This is a genomic window from Cupriavidus sp. 05L411 (assembly GCF_056398045.1).
On the sequence record NZ_JBFTOQ010000068.1, the window covers coordinates 1 to 24,104 of the forward strand.

Annotated in this window: 18 protein-coding genes; 12 read left to right on the forward strand and 6 right to left on the reverse strand. The window is 60.1% G+C overall.

From position 1 onward, the window contains the following. Positions 1–286 precede the first annotated feature (286 nt). From AC1DQR_RS37495 to AC1DQR_RS37540, 10 genes are all read left to right on the forward strand, one after another. Positions 287–538 (forward strand): H-NS histone family protein, encoded by a 252-nt coding sequence (locus AC1DQR_RS37495; protein WP_477134875.1) that lies wholly within the window; start codon positions 287–289, stop codon positions 536–538. A 493-nt stretch (positions 539–1,031) separates the two neighbouring features. Then, positions 1,032–2,156, forward strand: coding sequence for a patatin-like phospholipase family protein (locus tag AC1DQR_RS37500; RefSeq protein ID WP_477134876.1), 1,125 nt, complete (start codon positions 1,032–1,034; stop codon positions 2,154–2,156). Positions 2,157–2,219: 63 nt separating this feature from the next. Continuing rightward, positions 2,220–3,170, forward strand: coding sequence for a ComEC/Rec2 family competence protein (locus AC1DQR_RS37505; RefSeq protein ID WP_477134877.1), 951 nt, complete (start codon positions 2,220–2,222; stop codon positions 3,168–3,170). Between the two features lie 99 nt (positions 3,171–3,269). Continuing rightward, a complete protein-coding gene (locus tag AC1DQR_RS37510; RefSeq protein WP_477134878.1) occupies positions 3,270–4,094 on the forward strand; it encodes a hypothetical protein in 825 nt (274 codons plus the stop codon). 2 nt (positions 4,095–4,096) lie between these two features. Beyond that, positions 4,097–4,849: a caspase family protein gene (locus AC1DQR_RS37515; protein WP_477134879.1), complete on the forward strand. Its 753-nt coding sequence runs from the start codon at positions 4,097–4,099 to the stop codon at positions 4,847–4,849. Positions 4,850–5,443: 594 nt separating this feature from the next. Beyond that, positions 5,444–6,766: a GTPase-associated system all-helical protein GASH gene (locus AC1DQR_RS37520; RefSeq protein WP_477134880.1), complete on the forward strand. Its 1,323-nt coding sequence runs from the start codon at positions 5,444–5,446 to the stop codon at positions 6,764–6,766. 175 nt (positions 6,767–6,941) lie between these two features. Then, entirely contained in the window at positions 6,942–7,727 is a 786-nt protein-coding gene (locus tag AC1DQR_RS37525) for a TRAFAC clade GTPase domain-containing protein (protein WP_477134881.1), read from the forward strand. Between the two features lie 3 nt (positions 7,728–7,730). Beyond that, positions 7,731–8,567, forward strand: a complete 837-nt coding sequence (locus AC1DQR_RS37530) for a TRAFAC clade GTPase domain-containing protein (protein WP_477134882.1) — start codon at positions 7,731–7,733, stop codon at positions 8,565–8,567. Between the two features lie 4 nt (positions 8,568–8,571). Next, on the forward strand, positions 8,572–11,061 hold the full coding sequence (locus tag AC1DQR_RS37535) for a GAP1-N1 domain-containing protein (protein WP_477134883.1): 2,490 nt from the start codon (positions 8,572–8,574) through the stop codon (positions 11,059–11,061). A 26-nt stretch (positions 11,062–11,087) separates the two neighbouring features. Next, positions 11,088–12,188 carry a caspase family protein gene (locus AC1DQR_RS37540; protein ID WP_477134884.1) on the forward strand — a complete coding sequence of 367 codons (1,101 nt, stop codon included), beginning with the start codon at positions 11,088–11,090 and terminating at the stop codon, positions 12,186–12,188. A 198-nt stretch (positions 12,189–12,386) separates the two neighbouring features. Here the strand turns inward: AC1DQR_RS37540 and AC1DQR_RS37545 are convergent, their stop codons facing one another. The 4 genes from AC1DQR_RS37545 to AC1DQR_RS37560 form a co-directional block, all read right to left on the reverse strand. Beyond that, positions 12,387–13,394, reverse strand: coding sequence for a Wadjet anti-phage system protein JetD domain-containing protein (locus AC1DQR_RS37545; RefSeq protein WP_477134885.1), 1,008 nt, complete (start codon positions 13,392–13,394; stop codon positions 12,387–12,389). Beyond that, positions 13,391–17,431: a coiled-coil domain-containing protein gene (locus AC1DQR_RS37550; protein ID WP_477134886.1), complete on the reverse strand. Its 4,041-nt coding sequence runs from the start codon at positions 17,429–17,431 to the stop codon at positions 13,391–13,393. The genes AC1DQR_RS37545 and AC1DQR_RS37550 overlap by 4 nt, the downstream gene beginning before the upstream one ends. Positions 17,432–17,714: 283 nt before the next feature. Then, positions 17,715–18,461, reverse strand: coding sequence for a hypothetical protein (locus AC1DQR_RS37555; RefSeq protein WP_400101355.1), 747 nt, complete (start codon positions 18,459–18,461; stop codon positions 17,715–17,717). Continuing rightward, positions 18,461–20,032, reverse strand: a complete 1,572-nt coding sequence (locus AC1DQR_RS37560) for a hypothetical protein (protein WP_477134887.1) — start codon at positions 20,030–20,032, stop codon at positions 18,461–18,463. Before AC1DQR_RS37560 ends, AC1DQR_RS37555 begins: the two co-directional genes overlap by 1 nt. Before the next feature lie 533 nt (positions 20,033–20,565). Between AC1DQR_RS37560 and AC1DQR_RS37565 the strand changes: the two genes are divergently transcribed. Next, positions 20,566–20,802 (forward strand): hypothetical protein, encoded by a 237-nt coding sequence (locus AC1DQR_RS37565; protein WP_400101359.1) that lies wholly within the window; start codon positions 20,566–20,568, stop codon positions 20,800–20,802. Then, positions 20,799–21,233, forward strand: a complete 435-nt coding sequence (locus AC1DQR_RS37570; RefSeq protein WP_400101361.1) for a type II toxin-antitoxin system VapC family toxin — start codon at positions 20,799–20,801, stop codon at positions 21,231–21,233. The genes AC1DQR_RS37565 and AC1DQR_RS37570 overlap by 4 nt, the downstream gene beginning before the upstream one ends. 922 nt (positions 21,234–22,155) lie before the next feature. On the opposite strand, the gene AC1DQR_RS37575 is transcribed toward AC1DQR_RS37570, so the two are convergent. Continuing rightward, the gene (locus AC1DQR_RS37575) at positions 22,156–23,301 is read right to left on the reverse strand and encodes an XRE family transcriptional regulator (RefSeq protein ID WP_477134888.1); all 1,146 of its coding nucleotides are present in this window, start codon (positions 23,299–23,301) and stop codon (positions 22,156–22,158) included. Next, entirely contained in the window at positions 23,298–23,936 is a 639-nt protein-coding gene (locus AC1DQR_RS37580; RefSeq protein ID WP_400101364.1) for a hypothetical protein, read from the reverse strand. The genes AC1DQR_RS37575 and AC1DQR_RS37580 overlap by 4 nt, the downstream gene beginning before the upstream one ends. Positions 23,937–24,104: the final 168 nt, after the last annotated feature.

Below are 24,104 nucleotides of genomic sequence, written 5' to 3' on the forward strand. Positions count from 1 at the left end.
GGCGGGGCCGGCGGCGGGGCCGGCATGAGGGGCGTGGGCGGCAGTTGGATTTGTCCACCGCGCCACGGGATAAACCTGTGGACAAGCCGCGCGAGGACCAGATCCCCGGCGGGCTCCTCGGGTCTGATTAATGTTTGAGCGGCGGGGTGACCACGTGATTCACAATCCGCAAGCGAGCGGGTTGCTTTACACCAGCGATCCGCCGGGACACTGTTGAGGCCTAACGGTCTTTGAGACGACAACGCAGGATCCTGCCCCGCAGCTTCCTCAAATCTGTGCACCTAGAATGAAGTCGATCGAAATCGAGCGCGCCGAAGCGATTACCTGGATCCGCATCCAGATGGCCCAGCATGGGCTGAGCCTGGCCGACCTGCAGGCCGCCGGTTGCTTTGCCGAGCCGCCACCGGCGACGCTGCCTGGGGCGGTGCGTTACCGCAACGCGCACGGGCAGGGCTGGGACGGCCGCGGCGCCATGCCGGACTGGCTGCAGCGGGCGGTCAACGCCGGGCAGACCTTGGAACATTTCCGCGTCCGATAGGAAGTTGGATTATCTGAAAGCGTCCGAAGCACGCGTGCGCGAGCGCACCGACCAGTTTGTCCGCGCGCACAATCAGGTAGCTCGCCCGTTCAAATGGAGTTTCCGGGGCTATCCGCTGCAAACCGGCGCCTCGTAATCGAGGATCGACATGCCGGCTTTACCCGCCAAACACTACGCCGCCGAATTGCAGCGGCAACTAACGAAATGACACAGCTCTCGGGTAAATTCAGCGATAATCCCGAAGGAAAAAGTCGGCGTGTAATGCTTTTGCCTGCGCCCCACCAACGGAGGGTGCACAGGTGCCTTTGCAGTATGCGCAAATATTCGGTTCTCCCAGATCTCGGCGCTTTCTTGCTATCCGCAGCGGCTAGCTGCACGGTCTGCAACGCAGGCCGTTCCGTTTCGGAAGCGAGGCAAAAACAGCGGGCTGGATTGATCGGGTAAGTAGCTGATATTCCCTGATGCACATTTATGTGATTCGCAAAGGACATGAATGGCAGAACGTATAAGTCTGGCGCTATCCGGTGGCGGGCTGCGGGCTATGGTCTTCCATGCTGGCGTCCTGCGATGGCTAGCGCAGAAGCAGCAATTGGAGCAGGTTTCGGCTATCTCTTCCGTATCCGGAGGCACGCTGATAACAGGCCTGGTCCTACGGCTGAACGGTTGGCGCTGGCCTGATTCTCACACGTACTTGCACGCCGTCTTGCCGAAGCTACGGGAGTTGCTGACGACCGTTTGCCTGGAACGGAAGGCTCGCTCGCTATTGCTATACCGGCCTGACAATTGGCGCTTTCTGTTTTCGCGGGCCAACGTGTTGGCGATGGCCATCGATCGCGCCTGGGGCATTGACATCACGCTGGACCAGCTTGACCCGTCGCCTGCCTGGTCGATCAATGGCACCACCGCGGAGACGGGTCGTCGCTTCCGCTTCAAGGAGGAGCGATGCGGCGACTACGAATTGGGCTACGCTGCCGCCAAGAATTTTACCGTTGCCCAGGCGATGGCCGCTTCTGCGGCGTACCCGCTGCTAATCGGACCGCTGCGCATAGATGCCGCAGGCATGACGTGGTTCAAAAGACCGTCTTGGGGGGGTGCGGCTAGCGACGAGCTGGGAGGGGTCAGCGCCTACCGGACGCTTCATATTATTGACGGGGGAGTCTACGACAATCTCGGCATGGAGCCCTTCTTTGACATCGGCGATCAGAGCCTCAAAGGTGTGGACCATCTGATCGTTTCCGATGCCGGCGCTGCCTTCGAACGCAAGGCGTTGCCCGCCCAATGGCGACTGCAAAGGCTCTCCAGGATCCTGGAGATCTCGATGGACCAGGCCCGCGCGCTACGCGTGCGGCCTTTTGTGAACGCCATCCTCAAGGACAAGTCGATCGGTCGGTATTACCAGATCGGAAGCGTGCCGCAGGAGAAATTGGCTCAATTCGCTGCGGTGTCTGGAGCGCAAAGCGATGGCGCTTGGCTTTCCCGACGGGAGGTCGAACGTGCCGCGAGCTGGCCGACCAATCTCAAAGTCGTTTCTGCAGAGGTTTTCGATTTGATTGCGCAGCATGGATATGAGACGGCCGCCTGGAATGGCATGGCGTTTTCCCAGGCGTCGGTTGTCTGATGTGATTTCTGGATCAAGATGAGTGTAAATCCGTGGGTTGACAAGCTCCGTGCTAGCACGGGAGTGAAAGCCGTTAAGACGCGCTTTCGTGCGTATCAGATTGGCGAGGCCGGTTCGTCCTACTCGTATTGGGCGGAAGGTCACTTCACGTTGATCGAGGCGCGCCGCACCGAGGCCTATAGCAACAAGACACTGGTGCACGAACTTGCGATCTGCGGCAAGAAGACTATCGACACGCTGCATATCACTAGCTGGGATGTAGATCACTGTAATCCAGGCGACCTGGAATGGATACTGACCAATCTGAAGCCACAACGAGTCGAGTATCCAGGCTATGCGCCTCACACCGATAGTGCTGAGCGAAGCCTGAAGCTGATTACCGCCTACCGTACTGCCGCTTCCGCTGGCGGCAAGGTGACGGCCGTGCAGATCACGCCGTCCTATATATCATCGTTGGAAAAGAGCAAGCATCTCGGGTACAAGGACATCCTTTATCACCCGAAGCAAATCTACGAGAACAATTCGAACAACAATTCTACGGTCAAGGTGTTCCGTGGGGGTGTCTTCAATGTCGCCAGCATGGGGGACGTCGAGCATGCAAACATCGGCTCCTACCTACGGAGCTGCAGGATATTTAGCAGCGAGGTGGATGTACTGGTGCTGCCGCACCACGGCGCGCCAAGTGATATCACGACGAAGAAGTTCCTGGAGCAAGTGCGGCCCAGACTGGCCATCTGTACCTCGAATTACGACAACCAGTACAGCCATCCGTGCGAGGAAATCCGCGGGATCCTGTACGAGTTGGAAATCCCCATCTTCACTACCAAGACCGGTGATGTCATCATCGAATCGATTGGTGGCCACACTGCGGACTTCCAACTGACGAACCTGATGGCGAATTCGCAGAAGGTTTCATCGGCCTCGCAATACCGCGCCAAGAAGTCGGAACTTCTGCGCCAGAACTCCGATACGATCCAGAACCGATATAACCCCGGCTTCAAGGGATTGCGCTAGCCTGCGCAGCGGATCAACACGGTGGAGGAGTGCCCCCGATATCTGGGTACAATCCGTGCCGAGTTACACATAAAAACTACTATCAAGAATAATGACGATGTGGGTGAGAGAAAAAAAGAACCGCAGTGCGAATTTGGTCAATATGAAGAGATTTGGGGTGGGCACAGAGGTAATTGCAAACGGATCATTAGAATCACCGCGGACTATATTGTTCTTATTGACAGAAACAATGGCATAGACTGGGAGACGACAAAGTCCTACGATGATTCGCGATCGCTAGAGGACAAGAAGAATGTCGAGAAGACGCTCAGCCAGTGTTCGATTGCCGAGCATAAGCCGACCGGCGGTCTGAGCGAGGCCTCCGTGTTGAGCTTCAAGACAATTGTCGGGGAGGCAATTGTCAACTGTCTGGAAAATAATTGTGAAGGCGCAACCGAGATTCTGGCGCAGGGAGATGAATTCCGGTTGGATCGTGTGGTTGAGAAATCCAGGGAGTGGTATCTGAGCTTTACGGTGGCGCTAACTGCGACCCTGATATCCATTGCCTTGATTTTGAATCGAGGCAATCTGGCGCTTTGTGAAGGTATTGTGCGCAGCATCGATATTGGCTCTTGGGCTATTGCCGGGGCCTGCCTTTCGATAATCCTGCGATCTGGTCGCCTGCAGCATGCCAGTTATGCGGGAAAGTATCTACACTTTATTGAGTCCGGATGCCGTCTTGTTGGCGGATTCATTTCGGGGCAGATTGTTTATTTGGGCGTCAAGTCAGGAATTATATTTTCCAGTTTGGTTATTGATGGCAACTCCCAGTACATCGTTCCTCTTCTGGCGTTATTGGCTGGTGCTAGCGAAAGATTTGCACCATCCATCATCACCAGAATCGTGGATTCTGCTTYAATTACTGATCCCGTAAAGGAGAGCTAAAGATGATGTCGCGCAAGGCTTTGATTATAGGTTCGCCGGATGAAAAAATTCCGGGTGTGAAGGTTGATTTGGAGGATTTGAGGAGGTTCTTCCTGTCGCCCGTGGGAGGGCTGTGGTACGAAAGTGAAATCACGACGCTAATTACTCCGACGTCGAGCGATATCCGGGCAGAAATCGAGATTTTGAAGCGGAAGGATTATTCCCTGATATTCTTCGCGGGGCACGGCTATCATTCCAACCAGCGCGGCAGCACCATTTTGCATATCAATTCACGGGAGACCATGAATAGTCTGGAGTTGCGAGCTGGCGCCCAGAAGCACACTCTGATTCTGGACTGCTGCCGGAAGCGGGAGGATGAAAAACGTCTCGCCAAGGCTGCAATGGAATCAATGACATTCGATTCCGCAAGGGGTCAGACATTGACTCCGGCGGAATGCCGGCGATATTTCGAGAAGGAAATTTCGCTTTGTGACGGCGGAATCGTTGTGATGAATTCGTGCGCGATCGATGAGACAGCAGGCGAAAGTGAATCTGCAGGTGGGTATTACACCTCGTCCCTAATAGATTCTGCCAATGAGTGGGCGGGGAAAAAGCTGAGCGATATCGATTTGACCAAATCATACGCAACGTTCTCGACGCAGCAGTGCCACCATGCGTCGGCAGCACGGGTAAAACTGTTGAGCGGTGGCCGCCAGACCCCGGCCTTCGAGGCGCCGCGCGCCGAGAAGAAATTTCCATTTGCCGTTGTGGCATAAACGACAGGCCAGTTCCTGATCGCTCGCCAGCATGTCGGACAATTCACGGTGGGTCGCGCCCGTGAACAGCAGGGCTAGGGGTGATTGTACCTTCCATGTTAAATCTGGCGGTCTGGTCCCAAAAGCTATTGCGCATCAAGGAGTTGCAGTCTCACAGGTCGCGCGAAAGGCGGGCGGGGCAGAGCCTTGCTGGAGGCGCCTCTCAGGTTGATCACCGCCACTTTTCGCACGAAAGGTACGATCACCCCAAGAAGCGCGCACAGCCACAGTCATCTCCCCGACTGTTTAAAGTGCCTCTAAATCCATATATATTTATCTCTCAGTTTTTTTGCGGGCAGCTCAACGCCCGCTCTCCTTCCTTTGTGCGACCGTAGGGACGATCCGGAAATTAGTGATGTGCTGGTATCATCTCGTTACAAATACCTCATTGAGATGAGGCGAACAGTGCACGGCAAGGATGTGGGGGGAACCGATCACATCCGACTTGGACGGCCAAATTCGCCTCGGATGACATGAAGGGAGCGGTGGGGTTCCCAATGTCGAACCAAGGGGGCCTCAAGTATCGACATCACAACAAAGGTTTGGAGCCAGGGGATGGATCAAGAATTTCTGATGAGGTTTCTTGAGATTGGAGCTATCGACCTCAAAGGCGATGACATCAAACTCGGCAAGCTTCGGTCCACGGCCAAAGAACTGTCAGCGACTCTTCGAAAGACGCCCTCAAAGACTGCCAGCTTCACGATGGTGGCGGCCGACCCCAACGTTTCAGCTACGGACCCCACGGTAGATGAGGCAATGGCCGCCCTCCGCATACAATGGGAGACTGTTGCAAACGCCTTTACCGGACGCCCCGTTGGCATCTTGCGGGCCATCCTGCTAGACGCGATCGTACAGGCGGCTCGTTTGGACGATGCAATTGCCGTCGCCTTCGTCAACACGGCGCGAAATGCCCTGGCCCACGCCGAAACGTCCGACGAAGCTGAAATTTGGCGCGAAGCAGTTAGCGAAATTGAGACGAAGGTCGATGGACGCGCCGAGGCAGAGTGGGCGACGCCGGAAATGATTACGGTCGATCCATTGCGGTACACGCCGCCAGCCCCGGTGGCTACGGACTATGAGGCGCCCACAGTCGATCGAAATGCGTTCCACGCAAAAATCGATTCTGCCACGGGGCCGTGGAGTGCCACCGAACCGAAGAATAAGTATTATCCCCATAACCAGCCTCAGGAATGGGGGCAAGACTTTGCAAGGAAGATGAGCGTCGCCATCGCAGAGGCGTTGGATGGGATTGCCGAGAAGCTTGCGCCAGCTCCCGTCGACTTCTCGGGTCCACTGTCTATGCTGGCGAAGGCGGTTACCGTTCACGTTGACAAGGCGTTAGCCAGCTTCAGCGGCGCGACGGCAGGTCTGCAGCGCCGCACGAACCTGCTTTGGTGGAAGGAAGCGCTGTATTCCCCGAGCGCTCATGCGAGCTACCTTGACCTGCCGCCGTTCGAGGCCTCTGCGTTGATGGCGCTCGACCTGCATGAACAGGTGCCAACCTATTCACCTGCGAGCGTGTCGGCCTTCCTGCGAGAGGCCGTCCGCTGCCTTCCAGCTGAAGAAGATGGCCAAGGCAACGGCAAGCGTGACATGGCTAGCCTTGTGCACGACGCCAGGACATCTGCATTCATGCAGCCTTTCCGCGCGCTGGCTGCTCAGTACGCGCCTGCACCAGATGGTCGAGGCCCGCTGCTATCGTTGATTGGGCACCCGCAGGATTCACACGCAGTCGAAGCGACGACTCTGCGCGCACTCGGTGGCGTGGACGCTTTAACCACGATGACCCCATCCGATTGGGGAACATACCTATTCCGTGAGCTCCAGGCCGCACGCGCCACCGGCGACGGCCCAGCTAAGCGGGCCAAGAAGAAGTAAGGCGTCCATGGACAGGTGCCCCCAACTCAACTGTTTCGCTGACGACAACACCACCTGCACGCTGGGCCACATCCGGCTCGATATGTGCCCCGAGTGGAAGCGTGTCGTCAGCACGGGCGGCGTTGCCGCCCAGTCTGACTCCGACCAGATGCTGCTCCCGTGGAGTGGCTTGGCAATGGGAGAGTCTGACCTCAACTTCGTCAGCGGCAGGGTTAAACCCATCACTGTCGGTATCGTCGGCCCCGAAAGCGCAGGTAAGACGACTATCCTGGGCGCGTTCTACCTGCTGCTGGGTCGAGGTGCACTGACTACTGACGCCAATTCTTTCAGCAACTCATACACGCTGGCAGGTTGGGAGGCGGTGGCGACCTGTCTGCGCTGGAAGCCGGGACAGCCTCCAAGCTTTCCGCCCCACACGCCCAGTGGAGCGGCTCGAGCACCCGGCATGCTTCACCTTGGCTTTCGCCGTGAGGATGGGTCGCTGCGCGACCTTCTTTTTGCCGATGCACCCGGCGAGTGGTTTCAGAAATGGGCGACCAATGAGCAGGCAGCCGACGCGGAAGGGGCTCGTTGGATTGCCCGGCACGCAGACGTCACGCTGCTGATTGCTGACCGTGAGGCACTTGCTGGACCCAAGATGGGGTCCGCTCGAAACGACTTTCAACTGCTCGCTCAGCGTGCAGTGGCCGAGGCCTGCGGACGGCGTCTGGCACTCGTCTGGACGAAGGGGGACGTAGACGTGGCGCCGGCCATGGAAGCGCAGATCAGAAAGGCGGTGGCGTCGGTCTCATCAAGCGTCCCGGAATTCACAGTCAGCGTGTACCCCCGCGGCGAGGTTGACGCTGCAGAATGTTTTCGCGAGCTATTTGGCTGGATTCTTTGCACCAAGCGCGCTGGGTTGGATTTGCCCACGACGGAATCGTCTCGTCACGACCCGCTTTTTCGATTCGGTAGGAGGTAGTTGGTGGCAGCTCAACACACCATCTTGTTGGTCGGCGAGTCGAACGTCGGGAAGACTCACTACGGGGCCCAATTTTTGAAGCGGCTCATGGTCAAGGCGTGTGCGCTGAAGATGTCCGGCGCTCCAACGAACCTGGAGGCGTTCACTAATGCTCTCAGTTGCTTGACTGAGGGAATGGCGACCGACCACACACCGGCTAACACCTACGTCGAGAGCGTCTGGCCCATTACGGACGAGGCGGGCCGCTTCGCCGAACTGGTTTGGCCGGACTACGGCGGCGAACAGGTCCGCAACCTTGTCACGCAGCGCCGGATTCCGACCGCCTGGCATGAGCGCGTGCTCGAAGCTACGGACTGGGTCTTGCTCATCAGACTGCATTCGCTTCGGTCCGAAGACGACCTGTTCTCGCGCCCGCTGCACTCATTTGCTGCGGCTGAGCCCCAGGGAGAGGAAGCCGCATACGAGCCGTCAGACCAAGCAAGAACAGTGGAGCTCCTCCAAATGCTGCTCTACCTGGCGCAATTCCATTTGGACCGACCGCTTCGCAAGCCTCGCTTGACCATCTTGCTGAGCTGCTGGGATGAACTTGAAACGACGGAGCTTCCGGCTGACCTTCTGGCGTCTCGACTGCCGATGCTGTGGTCGTTCGTACGCAGCAATTGGACGTCGCCCACGGTTATTGGCCTTTCGGCCCTAGAACGCGCGCTCAGCAAGACGGATGCCGACCCGGAGTACGCAACCCGCGGCCCCGAAGAGTTCGGCTACGTGGTGCTACCCGACGGCGTGAAGAACCCCGACATTACCCTGCCGATCCAACGCTTGATGGCCAATGGGTTCTGAGCGAATGCGAGTCGAGCAGGCCGTCTATGGCGAGGTCCCGGGCCGCGGCCACGGACTCAGGGTATCGAGTCCGAGTGCGCACATAGCCGCTGCCATTGCATCAAAGCTCGACCTGCCAGATGCAGTGCCTCCAGGCGTCCAGGCTTGGTCGCCGTTCGTTCGCGGCTTTCCCATCGAAGACCACTACATTCTCGCTCGCACATTTCTGGACTCGACTGCGTCCCGCGGCGGCATGGTGGTGACTCACGCGCTAATCATCCGCCTGGACGACATGTGCGAGGTCGGAAGCCTCACCGCGTTGTTCAGGTTGCTGGCACCATCGACCGCAGAATGCCCCAATTCGGTGGCGACGCTAGAGCTTGACACTGCAGGCAGCATCCATGTGCCTGCCGCTGACCTGATCGGTACGGCCAACGCGTTGACGGCCCAAGGACTAGCTCCAGTTGTCCGATTGGGCGTCGAGGGGTTCGAGCTCCTCGTCGATTCACTGTGGAGGAACCTTTGGCCGGCCTTGAGACGAACCTTCGCGTTTCGGCTGAGCTTCGGCCCGAACGACGTGGTAGAGCAACCCACGCCGGCGCTCGTATGCACGCCCGAGCAGCTCCAAGCCCGCTGGACGAAGCACCGTATAGTCAAGCCAGACGATCAAAGCCCGGAATCTGAATCGGCAGGGGTTCTCTGCGGCCAGCGCGACGTGCAGCCAATCCTGGCTCTGGCCGAAGACTTGGGCCTTGAAGTTCATACGCTCAAGGAACTGAGCAGGCTTGAACGGCTGCACGCCCTCTATTCTGGCGGAGATAGCTTCGATAGTTTGCTGGCTGCCATACGCTTGGCCGACGGCCTCTCAAATAGTCCGACGCTCGGCGCAAACATCAAGGACACGCTCATCGGTCGGTTCACGGCCTTGATTCCAGCAGCAGGCTGCAAGCAATTGCTGCCAATGAGGAATTTGGCGCTCTCTGGCTTTGCCAACACGCAGTCGCTGTGGACAGCCGTTGAGCTCCTCGTCAGCAACCTCGGATTTGCGCCGGTGGACGACAGCGACTTAATGGAAATGGTCGAGGCCTCGATTGATGAGGATCTCGCGTTGGCGCCGTGGCGCGCTGCGGTGACAGCCGGCTTTTCGACTGCCGCTCGTCGAGTCGAGCCCGCCCTTTTCAAAGCAATCTGGAGATGGGCCGAGCGTAGCCGACCGGCATTCGCCGCAGCCGTAGGCAACCTACCGGCTGACGCAGCAATTGAGCAGCGGCTGTCGGACGAAGTGCCCAGGAGGCTCAATGTTACCACTCCGGACTCTTTACTTTCGCCGCTGCTGAAGAAGCGCTGGCTGACTGCGTACGGCGCAGCACTCGCTTCAACGCTGCCCCCACTCGATGCCATCGGTCAGCAGCTCACGGTGGACAAGGACCCAGACCACAGCGGCGGTTTGCAGTCAGCCCTTCGGTACGCGAGCCCTCCCCAGATATTGGAATGCGCACTCGCGCACAAGGACTCGCGCTTGGTTGAATTGTGCGCAGACGCGGCCGCCGCCCACCCTCAGATCCTATCTGGCATTCGCTGCGACGACATCATCGAGCAAGAGGTGTGGGGTGCTGCGATCGTCAAAAACTCTTCCCTGTGGAACGCACCAAGCAATGCCTTCGGTGTGCGCGACACAGTTGTAGCTCAACTCGTCGAAGGACGGTCAGTCGACACCGGCCTACTCGAGGCACTGGCACAGACACCCTTGGCTGACCTGACCGCCACCCAGGAGCGGGCGCGGCTGTGGTCACTACTACCCGCTTCACATCGTGACCACTACCTGCAGGGTACCGCAACCGGCTGGCTGGACTTCGCTGCGAAAGCCACGGTGGTGACTCCTCCTGAAGCCCCGCTTGAGCGCGCAATCATGGCGAGTTCGAGTTTGCAGTCCGTGCTTGAGAGGTCATCGGTGGCGGTTGATGCGCGTCTAGCAATTGTCAGTGCTCTACCGTCGTTCCCCGAAGACAAGTTTATCAAATGGTTGAACAACCTCTTGAGGGGCGTTCGCATTCTTTCTCATGCGGAATCTGAGCAGCTGGGAACGCTTGTAATGTCCCGACGTTGGGAGCGTGCGGCCACGTATCTTTCGGACCGGCTTGCCGACCATCGTCCAGATCTAATGCCAGGGCTACGGCTGTGCGCAAGCTTGTTTAGCCTTTATACGCGTTGGACACTTGGGATCTCAAAACCAAGTGCGGCCGAAAAGTGGAGAGCGTTTGAGGAAGAGGCTCGTGAACTCTATCCCAGCGGTCCCGATTGCGACGAGCTCTGGTCACGCGCTGGAGGAAAGAATTCCGACCTGCGAGGAGCGTCTCAAAACGGGGCAACACGTTGGCACACAGCATTGAATTCGCTCCGTTACGGCAGCCGTCCGACTACGCGGGAGCTCCTTACAGTGATGTGTCAGGACTTCCCTTGGAACGAGAAGCTGCGCCTGTATGCCAGGGACACGGACATCGTTGGCTGGCGTTGATGCTCCTACATACCAATCGTTGAAACATGAACCCAACTGCCTACCCGCAAGGCCACGCCCTTCTTATCGGCGTGGCGAACTATCAGAAAGTTTCTAGCCTACCTGCTGCGATCCTCAACGACGTCAACGATGTCGCCTCGACGCTCGCATCGCCGAAGTACTGTGCTTATGCCCTCGCCAACGTCGTCACTCTCCTGGACGCGAACGCTACTCGGGCAGCTGTGTTGAAAGGTCTGGACGAGCTAGCTGCTCGGGCGGCCCCTGATGACACGGCCTGCGTGTTCTTCTCCGGCCACGGTGCCGTCGTGGGCAGCCCAGGTAATGAGGACAGCGTGCTCGTAACCGTGGATAGCGACCTCGCTGACATTGAAAACACATCCATTGCCTCGGCCGAGTTAGCCGCGGCTCTTGCGCGGATCAAGGCGAAGCGAGTGTTGGTCTTCATCGACGCCTGTCATGCTGGTGGCGCTGCAATTTCGAAGAGATTGACCGATGGCAAAGGCCACGAGTTCAAGTCTGGCTATTCGCAAAACACCTTCGCAAAGCTGGCAGTCGGAAGCGGGCGTGCCCTGATGGCATCGTGTCGCGCTGACGAAGTGTCAGCCGTATTCACGGGCGCTAGGAACAGCGTTTTCACAACCGTACTGCTGGCAGGTTTGCGCGGAGCTGCCGACAAGAGCGCCAGCGGCTTCATCAAGGTCTTTGACCTGTTTAACTACGTCTCCGAAGAGGTGCCTAAGCTGATCCCAGACGACCAGCACCCAATCTTTAAGGCTGACAACCTTGAAGGCAACTTTGCTGTCGCGCTGAGCCAAGGCGGAAAGAAGTCGCCGTACAGCCTCGAGACCACGGCCACGGCGCAAGAGGCGGACTCTTGGTCCGTGTTAGAAGAAGTCTTGGTCGAGCTTTACCCATTCGGACCGAGGGATCAGGAGGTGTGGAGCCGCGCGGGAGGTGACCTGTCCCGTCTCCAGTTTCATCCCACAGGTCAGGCTGCTTGGCATGCAGCGCTTCGAACGCTGAAGCAGGGCGGGGGAGGCAGGAATATCAACTTTGGCAGCTTGTTTAAGACAGCGAAGGAAGACTTTTCGAACCATCCACAGTTGGCGATTTTGCAGGCGCCTTGAGCGGGGTGATCGTCCCTTTCGTGCGAAAAGTGGCGGTGATCGACCGGAGAGCCGCCTGCAGCAAGGCTCTGCCCCTTCCCGCCTTTCGCGCAACCAGAGATAATGCAACTCCTTGATTCGCAATAGCTTTTGTGGCGTGACCGCCAGATTTCACACGAAAGGGACGATTACCCGAAATCGCGCGGCGACGCCCGTGAGTTAGAGAAAAGAACCGGTTTTCAAGAGGGCCTCAAACCCGAGGGCCTCCTGAGGAATCCAGTGCCCTTCGGCCCACAGCAGCGTTAGCGCATCGCCAAGCTCGGGGCCGAGCCATGCCTGCCCCAGGCCCTCCAGCGCCATCTGGCCGTCCACGCGCGCCCTGCGGGTTCCGTTGCGGAGGAGCCAGCGGTAAAGCTCGAGCGCCGGCGCAACGCGGACATTATCAGGCACAACTGCCCCATTGAACTCAAGGGGAATCCGAATCCCTGTGGGGTCGAGGTCTCCTAGATATTCCGCGCCGACGCCGTCAACCTCACGAAGCACCTCTCCAAGCGCAGCGCCGCTGCTGCGGAAGGCTTCGCCGGCGCCATAAACGACTGCAGAATAGCGCCTGGCATCGTGATTCCACTCTCCAAAGCTCCAAAAACTGTTGTGGTTCTCAAGAATCAGCACAGGCCGCCCAGGCGCGTCCGCCTGGCGATAGGGCAAGGGCAGCGGAACCTGAAAGGCGCCAATCGCGGAGAGCGGCAGGCGACTACCGAAGAGCGTGCCGCCTGACTGCATGGCATCAAGCCGCTTCTCGTCGCCGAATATCTCCAGCGACCGCTCCTTGATGGGCACCATGCGAAAACTGCCGCGGCGATTCAGTAAAAAGGTGTTGATGGCCTTCGCCGCCGCCAGCGTGGAAGGTTTCAGGTCTGGCCAGAAACCAAACTCCGGCACCCAAGGCACAGTGGAATAGTCCTCTCGCTCCACTGAAGGGACCTCGCGGACCAGCTGAATCCAGTTGGGTAAGGGCGGATTACCTAGCTTCTCCCAGCTGCCGGCGGCCGGCAAGTGAACTGCGCTGGACGCCTGCAGCGCGCGCAGTGCGTCGAGCAACAGTTCGTTGCGCGACGGGTTCGCGGCGATCTCAGGCTTAGCCTCAAAGAACAGGCGACGAACCTCGTCCAAGGGAATGCGTTTGCGCGTGCTTTGCTGCAGCTTTTCCAGAAAACCTGCGGTCATGCCGGCTCCCCTTCCTGCGCGTGAAGCTTGAGGTCGGCCGCCTGCAAGTGCCAACGCCCCGTCTTGTTGTTCCGCCCGGCCTTGCGCAGGCGAATGAAGCGGCTGAACTCACCAATCGTGTTGTAGTCAGGCAGCGCCGTCGCAAAGATAAGCTGCACGTCCATGGACTGGGCGAGCAAGCGCTGCGCTTTCCACAGCGTCGGTGTGGTGGCTTTGGCAAACGGGTTGTCCAGAATCAGCGGGCCACCGCCTGTTTTCTTGAGCCGGGCCTGCGTTTCGGCACGCAACTGGTTGATGAGCAAATAGAGGAACATGGCCATCACCACCCCTTCGCCGCCTGAGTTCTGAATCTTGTCCACCGGCACATATTGCAGGGCTTCGTCGGGCACCATCTTGAGCACCTGCAGCCCCAGAGCTTTGCCGTGGATGCGCAGCAGGGCGTCTGCCACCATTTCCGGCCCCTTCGCAGGCACGATATTCGTGTCGATGAGCGAGTCCAGGTAGTTCTGCAATGATTGGCGCCGGGCATCCTGGGGGATGTCCTGCAACCGCGCGCGCATCTTGAGGATGGTCTTGCCTCCCACATACGGTGCGGCCGCGGGCACCTTCTTGTTGTTCACCGCCGAATTGAGCAGGGTGATGGCGCTATTGGTGAGCGTGACCAGCTCGCCCACGCAGGCATCGAAGTCAGCCTGCATGCCGTCCAGGCTCGACTGGGTTGTACCGATGCGGTCAAGGATGCCACCCAGGAGCCGTTGGCTATCGGCGCACGCAGCATCGAAGTCGTTGTGCTGCAGCTGAGCGGCAATCTCTGGCTCCACCTCTTGCAAGGCAGACCGGGTAGCGGCGGTCTTCAAGGCGTCAAATGCCCGGTGGGCCTTGGTGCGAGCACCGTTGACGGCAGAGGCGCGCGAGTTGAATTCATGGACGAGCGTCTCGGCCTGGGCCGGGATGTCACCACCCAGCGTGACTGGGTCGGCCACGATGAGCTCAGGCAGGCTGAGCGCCGCACGCAGCATGCTGGACAGGCCCTGGGCCTCTTTCGCTTCGGCCTCCGCTTGCCGGGCCAGCTCCTTGGCACGTACCGATGTGCCCTTGGCAGCGCGTGCCGAGTCGTCAGCTTCAATCTTCAGGGTGGCAACCTGCTCGATACGTGCGGACAGGGCCGCGTCGTCCAGCGCCTCCATCTCGGCTCCTGGCGCATAGGCGGGCTTGCTGGCCTTGTGAAATGCCTTGAACTGGTCCTTGACGACCGCGAGGTTCCTGTCGGCGCCCCGCGCCGCGGAATCCGCCTGGTTCACCTCTGCTTGCGTGACTGGAATCACGGCATCAAAATTTGAACTCAGGAAAGGCGCGATATCGGAAGCGGTGACACCGGGAAAGTTGTTCGTGAAAGCCTGCGTCTTCTCGGTAACCTTCTCGCGGGCGCCGTCCAGCTGTTGGTGCAGCAGCCCCAGGCGGTCTTTTTCCTGGGTCTCGAAGGTCTGCAGCGCGTCGGTGTACAGCCGGCGCAGCAGGTCAAGCGGCTGCGGGTTGGCGGCCAGCTCCTCCCCAGCCGGGTAGGACTTGTCGTAATACTTGAGGGTGCCRCGCTCTTCGCCCAGCCCGTCGGCCCGCGAAGTCAGGTCGACTCGGGTGCGATAGGCGGTCCTTTCTGCCTCAGCCAGCTGCTCCTGCTCGAGGGCGATTTCTGCCCGCCGCTGGACGATGTCGGCCCGCTCCCGTTGTATCTCGGCAAGGCGCGCCGCCCGTGCGACACGGCCACTTTCGTGCTGTTCTGCAAACCGCTGCAGCGTGCGGGCATGCCGCTGTGCCTCGGTGCCTTCCTGGGCGGACTTACCCGCTGCTGCCTGGCTCAGGACGGCAGCGTCCCTGCAAGCGGCAGCCTTCGTTTCCGCCTGCTGCGCACGTTCCTCGGTGGCGGCCGCTTCCGCGGACAGCCGGGTCACCTCCGCCCCCGCCGCGGAAAGCTTGCCTTCGCCGTAGCGCCCCACATAGGCGGCAAGCCGCTGCTTGCCCGCCAGGGCCTCGTGATGGCGGTCCGCGAACGTCTTGCGGCGCGCCTGCTCTGCGGCAAGCCGGGCCTCCAGCGTCGTGAGCAGGGCGGCAGCCGCCTCCACGTTGAACACGGCGTCGTCTGCAGCCGGGATGACGACGCGGTTGTCCTCCGCGTTCTCCGGGTCCAGCGTGGTGACGGAAATCATCACCGGGGCCGTCAAGGCGGGGCGTGGCGCGGTGAGGCTGCGCACCTTCGCAAACTCGGCCGACGCCACGCACACCCCCAGGAACCTCGCGGGATGACTGGTCACCAGCGCGCGGGCTTGCTGCGCGTCCGGAATCGCCTGGGCGATGTAGGTGTTGTAGGCGCGGGCGGACTGCACGCCGGCTGCGCGCAGCCAGGCGATGACCGCATCGACGTCGCGCGAGCTACCCGCTACGCCGGTCTCGTCAATGGACGCCTTGCTGGCATGCAACTCGGCAAGGTGCACGTCCGACTGGGTCAGCTCGCGCTCGCTGCTTTGAATTAGGCGGTCCAGCGCGGATGCCAGCACCGGGGAGTCCGGGTCCGCGGTGTCCGCGTCTACGGCAAGGCGCATCACGGAGAGCTGCGACAACGCTTCGCGCTCGGCCTGACCTTCCGCCAAGAACCGGTTGCGCTGCTCCACCATGGCGCGCAAGCGCGCCGCCGCTTCGCCTTCCGCCTTCGCCTGGTTGCGCCAGCTTTGTTCCTGGATCCGAAGCGCCTGTGCCTCAGCCAGGTGGCGTGACTCCTCCGAGCGGTGTGAGGCCGCGGTGTCGGTCCATCGGCCAACAGCGGCTGTGGTCTCCTCCTCCGGCTCCAGCAGCCCATCGCGCAGCAATTGAGTCTTTGCTGCCTCGAAGGCTTCGTTCTGCGCGGAGAGCTTGGCCTGTTCCGCAATCACTGCGGTCTCGTTCGTGCTCAGGTGACCCAGCTCGGCCCCCAGGGCCTTGTGCGTGGCCTGCGCGGTGCTCTCTTGCTTCTCGGCGGCGGACGCCTCCGCACGCAAGCGCTCTTCCTCATTGTGCAACCCACGACGCAGCCTCGCGCCATGTTTGTCGACGGCCCGGCGCCAGGGCTCAAGCTCTTCCTTAACCGCATTGGCCTGGTTTTCCAGAACGGTCTTTTGGGTTTCTGCCGCGGTGATTTCCGTGCGGGCGCGGGCGGCATGCAAGTGCGTCAGCTTCTGCTTGGCCCAGGTCAGCGCCGTGTCGGCCTGGCCCTTCTTGTCCTCGGCAGCGCGCACATTGCGATGGTGCCGGAGTGACTGAAGAACGATCTCCTCGGCGGAGAGTGCCTTCTCGGCCGCCGTGTGCGCGGCCGCCTGTGTCTCTTGCGCCTTCGAGCGCCCAGCCTCGGCGCCAGCTGTGGCAACGCGCTCGCGGTGTCGCCCCTCCAGGCTGAGAACCAGGCCGCCGCCGCGCAGTAGGGCGCCGCGCTGGGATTCCTGTTCAGCCCGATAGGCCTGTGCCAGCGTATCGAACTGCGTCAGGTGGTCCTGGAGGGCTTCGAGCTCCTCAAGGCGGCGCCGGAACAAGGGTTTGCGCCGCAGCTTGTCGCACGTGTTGACGACCACGTTGCGAACGGCGGTTGAGCGCTCCGGGTCAAGCGTCAGGTCAAAGAACTTGCGCACAAACTCCGGCTCCGAATGAAACGTCAGGAACCCGGTGTCGATGCCACCCTCCTCGGCGGAGAAATTGACCTGAAGCTGCAGCATTTCAATGTCAATCAGGCGCTCGTCGCGCAGATGCTTTTGCCAGTCCTGCTGGGTGCGGGTATGAAAGAAGTCTGGCGCCTCCTTCTGGCTCTCATGCAGCCAGCGGGAAAATTCCGCCATACTGTTGGCCGGTGCCATGGTGAGCTTGGGCGCCGGTACCGACTCAAAGCGCAAGCCCTCGTTCGCCTCGAAACTGAAGAAGGCGCGCTCCACCTCTCCATGGTCGGCATTGGGGCGCGCAGCCACGGCCTGCCCGGTGACCAGGCGGTAAGGGGTGCCGCTGGCCACGCGCGAGGGCATCTCCCACTCCACCAGCACGACGCCCGGCAGGCCGTCTGCAGCGAAGTACTGGGCGAAGCGATGGTTCTTGTTCTGGATGTGCTTGAGAAAGCGGTCCTGGCTTGTCTCGAAGCAGGAGAAGATGAAGCTCAGCAGGGTGGTCTTGCCCCCACCGTTCTCCAGGTTGATGATGGTGTCGGTCGGCGCCCCGGTGTCAGGGGCCGTCAGGTCAAAGGTAATGCCGTCATACCAGGCCATGTCGATGCCGTAGTTGCCAACATAGATGCGGGTGATTTTCTGCATGTCAGTTCACCTGGCCGGCGTGGGCGGATACGTTGGTGGCACCGGTCTGTGCCAATTCGAAGAGGCGGCGAAGGGTCAGCTCGCGCAGCTGCACCCGCAGGCGATGCGTGGCCGTATAGGTGGCCAGCGTTTCGTCGGAGGCGTCGCGGTCCAGCCGGGCCAGGCCGCCTGTGGTCATGTGTCCGAGGGCAAGGCTAATTAGGCCAGTCACCGAGCTGGGCGTTGCGCGCTGGCCGGAGGGAACTGCGCTGGGCAGGGCACAGACCAGCTCCCAGCCCGGCGCCAGCTCCTGGGGCACATCCGTCTGCGGCTCGCATGCGTCCTTGAGCCGGCGCGCGAGGGCATGCAAGGCGTCGCGGAACTGCGCAACGCTCGCTGGGGGCGGAATATAGTTGTCGTCTTCCATTCCATCCGTGGTCGGGAAAAACACCGCCGCAATGGCAATGTGGGCGAGCACCAGCCCAGCCTTCTGCTCTGGCTTGAGGCTGGCCCGGATGTCCGTGATACGCACCGCAAAACGGCTCTCCCGGGTGGCCGGCACGAGAATCAGCCCGCGTTCGCTCACGTCTAGGATAAGCAATTCCAGCCCGAGGGCCACCTCATGGACGTCGGCGGCAAACTCAGGCTGCGCCCGGTACAGAGCCAACAACTCGCGATACTGGTTGTCGTTGGCAGGCGACAGGTTGGTGTGCAGCGCCTTGTAAATCAGGGTTGCGGCATTTCGCACCGTAAGCTGGGGTGTTGTCACTATTCCTCTCCGGCGGGCATAAACATCAGGTTCGTGCCCTGCGCAATATCCAGACTGAAGCGACCGGACGCGTCCGAACGCATATGGGGAAACAGGCTCTCCGATTGGGCGAACGAGCGCATGAGTACCAGCGCCATGCAGTGACACATCGCGGTGTCGAGGCCGTCCTCCTTGGCCTGGCCCAGCAGTTCGTCCAGGTAATAGCTCTTGCCGGTGCTAAAACGTTGGGTCAGCCAGTTCACGACAGTGGCGATGAGCGCCTTGGAGAACTGGTCAGGAGGAGGCTCATGCGGGGCAATGTCGCCGTCGTCCTCCTCCGGAGGGGTGTCTTCTGCCCGTCGCTCCAGCAGCAGTGAGAACGTGGCGTTMAAATCGTAGACCTTGGGCCATACCGGCGGGTAAAGGCCGCTGATGCAGTGGTCCGCGTTGTCGGTGAGGACGTTTGCCGGCAAACCCAGCAGCCCTGGGAACAGGTGGGTTTCCAGGTCTGGCAGGCCGGAGGGGCGCCTGGCGCGAAATACCGCGCGCTGCGACTCCAGAAACTTCTCTGGGGCCACTGTAATGTCGTTGACCAGGTTCGAGCGCACCAGTCCCGCGCTCTGTACGGTTTTCAATAGTTGCGACAGGTGCTGACGGGACTCGAAATCCTCCGCCGACACCAGCGCTGCGCGCACGGCTTCCTCCATGCGCTGGTCCTCGTTTTGCCGGCCGCGGACATGGGTGCGCGCGGCGCCGAGCTTCTCGGCCACCTCCTTTGTCCAGTTGACCGAGCCTGGGGCGCGGTAGGCCTGCGTGAGGCGGTCCCGAATCAGCTGGCGGTATTCGATGGACAACTTACGCGCCCGCTTGGCGATTTCCAGTGCGGCCTCAAAGCGTCCGCGCTGCACAAGCAGGTCGAGCATCTTTTCCATGAGCACCTGCGAGTCTTCCGGCGACAGGTCCAGCATGCCAAGATAGACCAGATAGCCTTCGGAGGTGGGGCGGTACCGATAGACGTCCTCGAGGTCAGGCTCGTAGGTCACCAGGCGGAATCGCGCTGTTTTGACCGATTTTTGCGCGGCGTTGAAAAACTCATAACTGAATTCCCGGTAGGCGTTGGCCTTGTTATCCAGGGTGTCCATGACCACCTCGGCTACTCGCGCGTACTGCGTCGCGCTCAGCCCAGGCTTCATCTCCTGGGCCGCAGCCGCGAGATGACGCAGCACCTCGTCCTGGGTGCAGCCCATGTTCATGGTGGTCCCTTCCATCATGAAGTCCAGCACGGACAGCACCAGGTAGTGCGTATCCACACTGGCTAAAAGGCCCGCGTCACCAGTGGACTCGCTCCCAACGCGCCCCTTGTTCAGCTCAAGCGCGAAGAGCGGGCGCAGCAGCAGAAGGTTGCACTGTTGGCGCGATAGGTCCAGTAGGCCCGAGCTTGGCGTGTCAAGTCGGCCCTGGTCAGGCAGACCCGCGTCCAGAGGGGCGGGCACGGCACCGGCGACGCTAGTGTGGCAGGCGGTCACCTGGCCAGACTCTTCGGGGAGAAGCGCGCTTGCCTGCGGCGAATCGGAATTCAGGGTGTCTGTCATGTCCGGAATTGTCCGGGGTGCATCTGCGCCGTCAAGAGGCCGGACGGGGTCATGTCTGGCCCCCTCAAGCTGCCGCCAGCCGCGCGTTTGCGCAGGCCCTCACCTGCTTGTCGCGCCTGCCGCGCATCGTGCCAGCGCGCTCGACACCCGTTAAACGATGTCTCGAAGGTCGCAAGCATACTGTTCCGAATTCGGGCAGTCTATACCGAGCCGGTCCAGGCGGATACCGGCCAATCCTGGCCCCTTACCAGATCATCGCCAGCACATGGGACAGCGTGCGCACCGCGCTGGGCCCGACCGATTTTTCGCCGGACTCGCAGGATGCGGCCGCCGCCGAGCTCATCCGCCGGCGCGGGCGGCGGCCGATTCGGCGCCCGCTGCGCACGCCCGGCTAGACCGGTATCTGGAAAACCACCACTGACGGGAAACCATGGCACACAAGCACAAGCGCCGCACGGTGGTCCGTGACAGCAAAGGCCACTTCAAGCGGGAGGGAGTAGCGGTATAATGGCGGCATGTCAAGAGGGGTAGCTATGTTGCCAGCCAAGATTATCGAACGCGCACGCAAGGGCGCGCCGGAAATGCCGGAGAAGCCCCGGTCGGTGAGCCTAACGCTGCCGGCTGGGGCAGACGCCGTGCATATCCATTGCACCGTGAACCTCAAGAAGCTCGCGGAGATGCGGCGCGGTCTGCCGCGTCCGCGCGTCGCGCGCTCCGGCGAGGTCGGGATAATGGAATCCGTGCGACGCATGCGTGACGGTGAGGAATGACGACTGTTGTCATTGATGCTAGCGTCGCGCTGGGGTGGTTCCTGCCGTCCGACAACGAGGAAATGCTGCGCTATAGCGCGTCCGTGCATGATGCGATTGCGGACGGCACTATCAGGGCGGCGGTGCCGAACATCTTTTTTGTGGAGTGCTCGCACAAGCTGCTGAAACACGGCAGATCGGCGCGGTGGGGCGTGGAAAAGGTTGCGCAGTGTGCGGCCTATATCCAGGCCACCATAAGCGAAATCGTCGCCGAGTACTACCCGATGGAAGCGATGGTGCGCCGCGCGCACGAGTTCCATTTGCAGGGGTACGACAGCCTGTATTTCGAGGTGGCCCGCGTCAATGACTGGCAGATAGCCACGCTGGACAAGGGCATACTTACCGCATGCAGGCGGTTCGGCGTCGAGACATGGGCGCCGGCTAGCGTATGAGAAAAAGCCCCGAATTTCCGGGGCTTTTTGCTATGCGCGTATCTGGCCAGACTCCGGCATCGCGGTGACGTGCTCGCCTCGGCTGGCAGGCGCTTGGGCAGTTTCGCCGCGGCTCGCTGCGGGAACACATAGACGTTGCCACGGACGAGCGCCAGGCGCGGCATCATGCGTGGTAGCCAGCGCTCGAGGCCTTCCATGTCGGTTGCAGGCGACGAGAACTCGGTAGATGCCGACTACCGGATCGCCTTTCCTTTGCGTTCAGCCACCTGCTCCGGCGAACTACCGACAGCCGCCGATGCGCATATAGATCCGGAAGGCTCGCGCGTCCTCGCAGCACGCGTCCCATATCCCACCAACCATTGATTCGCTGACAGAACGCCCGGTGGCCTTATCCGTGATCCTGAAGCGTAGCCCACTGGAGTATCTGTCCTCAAGCTGTCCATAGGAAGCGTTATCGCAACCCAGCAGCCTTCTAGCGTCCGCATGTCCCCGACGGGGTTCCCCCCAAAACTAAAGCGATAGTCATTGCGAGTTTTTACCCTAGTCCCGCACCCTTCCCGTACACGCGCTCGCCGCTGAGGAGGATGCGAGCTGGCGCGGTATGGTGGTTGGCGCGCGTCAGCGTCGATCAGACACGAATATCAGTGCGTGACATGGTCAGACATGCGGACAGGTGGGCAGGGACAGGGTCTCGTCGGGTATCCCAGTAGTTTACCGAGGTGGCGCACGTCGTAATCATGCGGGTTTCCGGGCCGTCACGGTATCCCTATTCGTTGCTCCCGAGACGAGACTGGCACCATGAGAACCATGGCGTTCTCGTCCTCCCGGGCGGGGTATGAATACTGTGTCAGTATGGCGAAGCAGGGCAAAAAAAAAGCCCGCTGCGCTGGACAAGCGGGCTCATGAGAACTGCTGGTGGTGTCTATGATGCTCGGCGGAGTCGGACCGACTGTAGATCCAGCACGACCGCCGGAGCTGCCGTGAGATAGCCACTCGGCAACCCACCCAAGGAGTGAATGTCACCGGCGGAAAGCCCAAATAGCCTATGGATCTCATCTCGGCGGAATGTCCCCGAGTCAACTAACAGCTCAATTGCCCTACGAAGCAAACGAGGCTCTTCCGGGAGAAACATCTCGTCCCGCGGCTCAGCTTTTCGTCCGAAGCGCGCAGACAGCCGCTTGAATAGATTGAGCTTCTCGTTGTCATCGATAAGTTCTAGCGCGTGCAGCCTCATGATCATTGCTGCGACAGATGCTTTCCATCGCGACTTGAGAGCAAGCAACGTGTCCAATGTGGGAGGAAAAGGGCAGTCAGCAGCAAAAGTCTCCGCCGGAAGTAGGAATGCAGCGGCAAATCTATGGGCTTGACGCTCCAGTTCCTTGTGCATTGCCTTTGCTGCCGCCGGAACGATATGCCGGTGAAGCACGATGTGCCCTAACTCGTGAGCTGCGTCGAAGCGACCTCTAATGGCATTTGCCTTGTCCGCACATAGCAACACGAATGGACGATCATCCTTCCAGCATGAGACTCCCTCAATTTGCCCAACGCCGGTGAGTTCGCGAACTACCACGCCGCCGGCATTCTCTATGGCAAGCACAACATCCGGGATAGGACCTAATCCCAGCCTCCAGCGGGTACGACAAGCAATGGCCGCGAGCTCAATATCTTGGTCAGAAATCTCACTTGGATCCTTGAATTCAAATGTTGGAAAGTCGACCGAGGGGAAGTCGACATACTCTTCTAGAGTAGTTGCAATTTCCTCAGCCCATTCCAGGCGAGCATGCATCAGAGCCCGTGCCGTCACCAAGGCCGATGCGTTGCTTCTGAAAAGCGGGGTTGTTACCGCGAACTCGGGTTTGCTTCTCAAGAACCACTCGGGTGCTACGTTCACCACAATGGCAAGCCGCTCCAGCTTATCCGGATCAGGGTTCTGTTGGTTGTTACGCCATTTGCTGATCGTGGCAGGAGACACGTCGATCATGGATGCAAGCTGAACCTGGGTAAGTCGTCGTGCATCCAAAACCTGTGAAAGTCGCTCGCCTCGAAAGCCTGTTACGCTGCGCCTCATGTTTGTCCATCCGATGTCTTTTTGCCCGCGGCGCTCTTCTTAAGGTGTACCTTAACGGCGTCCACTTGCGGGGCAGGGGCTGAATAGTGTTGACGAAACTCGAACAGAGACTGGCAGAAAAGCTCGCTACGCAGCCGGACATCCGGCACTACCAAATTGATCGAGGAGGGCTCCTCTGCTTGGCCAGCAAACACAGTCACAAAAAAGATCGCCAGTCGTTCTGACGATTCGCCTTCAAAATCCAAAAGACTAGGCTGGATCAGATCTTCTAGCCAGCGATTTGCTTGCACAAGCTCCAGGCGTCTCGCGCTCTTGTCCTTGTTGGTCCACTTCGGATGGTTGGTCGTAAAGCGGCTGATGCTAATCGATCCAACGGTGCCTACAACAAGGCCCGTTCCCTTGATCTCTGTATGCGCAATGTCGCAACCACCCAATGCATTTGCCAGCGCTTCGTTCAGACTGAAATGCCTCTCTTGGCCTAAAGCGCTCGCGCGATGCCCTTCATGACGATCCGCTGTGATCTTATAGGCGTGCTTTGCAGCCGCCCGGAAGTTCTCATCGACCGCCACGACAAGCTCACGGGGAATCGAGTCAGTAAGGCGACGGATCAGTTCGGCTTCCAGTTCGGCATTCATTTGGTAAGCATCTCAACGAGTTTCGTTAAGATGTCAACGCCGATTTAAAAGTGACCCACTTTCCCAAGATTCGCCGAAGTAAAACTGACCCACCTGGGTCCTGTCAGCCGGCCGTCTTCGCGGTAGTCCGACTGTTCGTTTGCCCTGCCCGGCGCTTGTCCTTCAGCC

Coding starts and splice junctions, on each gene's coding strand:
- AC1DQR_RS37495 (WP_477134875.1), top strand. CDS start 287: ATGAAGTCGATCGAAATCGAGCGCGCCGAAGCGATTACCTGGATCCGC.
- AC1DQR_RS37500 (WP_477134876.1), top strand. CDS start 1,032: ATGGCAGAACGTATAAGTCTGGCGCTATCCGGTGGCGGGCTGCGGGCT.
- AC1DQR_RS37515 (WP_477134879.1), top strand. CDS start 4,097: ATGATGTCGCGCAAGGCTTTGATTATAGGTTCGCCGGATGAAAAAATT.
- AC1DQR_RS37520 (WP_477134880.1), top strand. CDS start 5,444: ATGGATCAAGAATTTCTGATGAGGTTTCTTGAGATTGGAGCTATCGAC.
- AC1DQR_RS37525 (WP_477134881.1), top strand. CDS start 6,942: ATGGGAGAGTCTGACCTCAACTTCGTCAGCGGCAGGGTTAAACCCATC.
- AC1DQR_RS37535 (WP_477134883.1), top strand. CDS start 8,572: ATGCGAGTCGAGCAGGCCGTCTATGGCGAGGTCCCGGGCCGCGGCCAC.
- AC1DQR_RS37540 (WP_477134884.1), top strand. CDS start 11,088: ATGAACCCAACTGCCTACCCGCAAGGCCACGCCCTTCTTATCGGCGTG.
- AC1DQR_RS37545 (WP_477134885.1), bottom strand. CDS start 13,394: ATGACCGCAGGTTTTCTGGAAAAGCTGCAGCAAAGCACGCGCAAACGC.
- AC1DQR_RS37565 (WP_400101359.1), top strand. CDS start 20,566: ATGTTGCCAGCCAAGATTATCGAACGCGCACGCAAGGGCGCGCCGGAA.
- AC1DQR_RS37570 (WP_400101361.1), top strand. CDS start 20,799: ATGACGACTGTTGTCATTGATGCTAGCGTCGCGCTGGGGTGGTTCCTG.
- AC1DQR_RS37575 (WP_477134888.1), bottom strand. CDS start 23,301: ATGAGGCGCAGCGTAACAGGCTTTCGAGGCGAGCGACTTTCACAGGTT.
- AC1DQR_RS37580 (WP_400101364.1), bottom strand. CDS start 23,936: ATGAATGCCGAACTGGAAGCCGAACTGATCCGTCGCCTTACTGACTCG.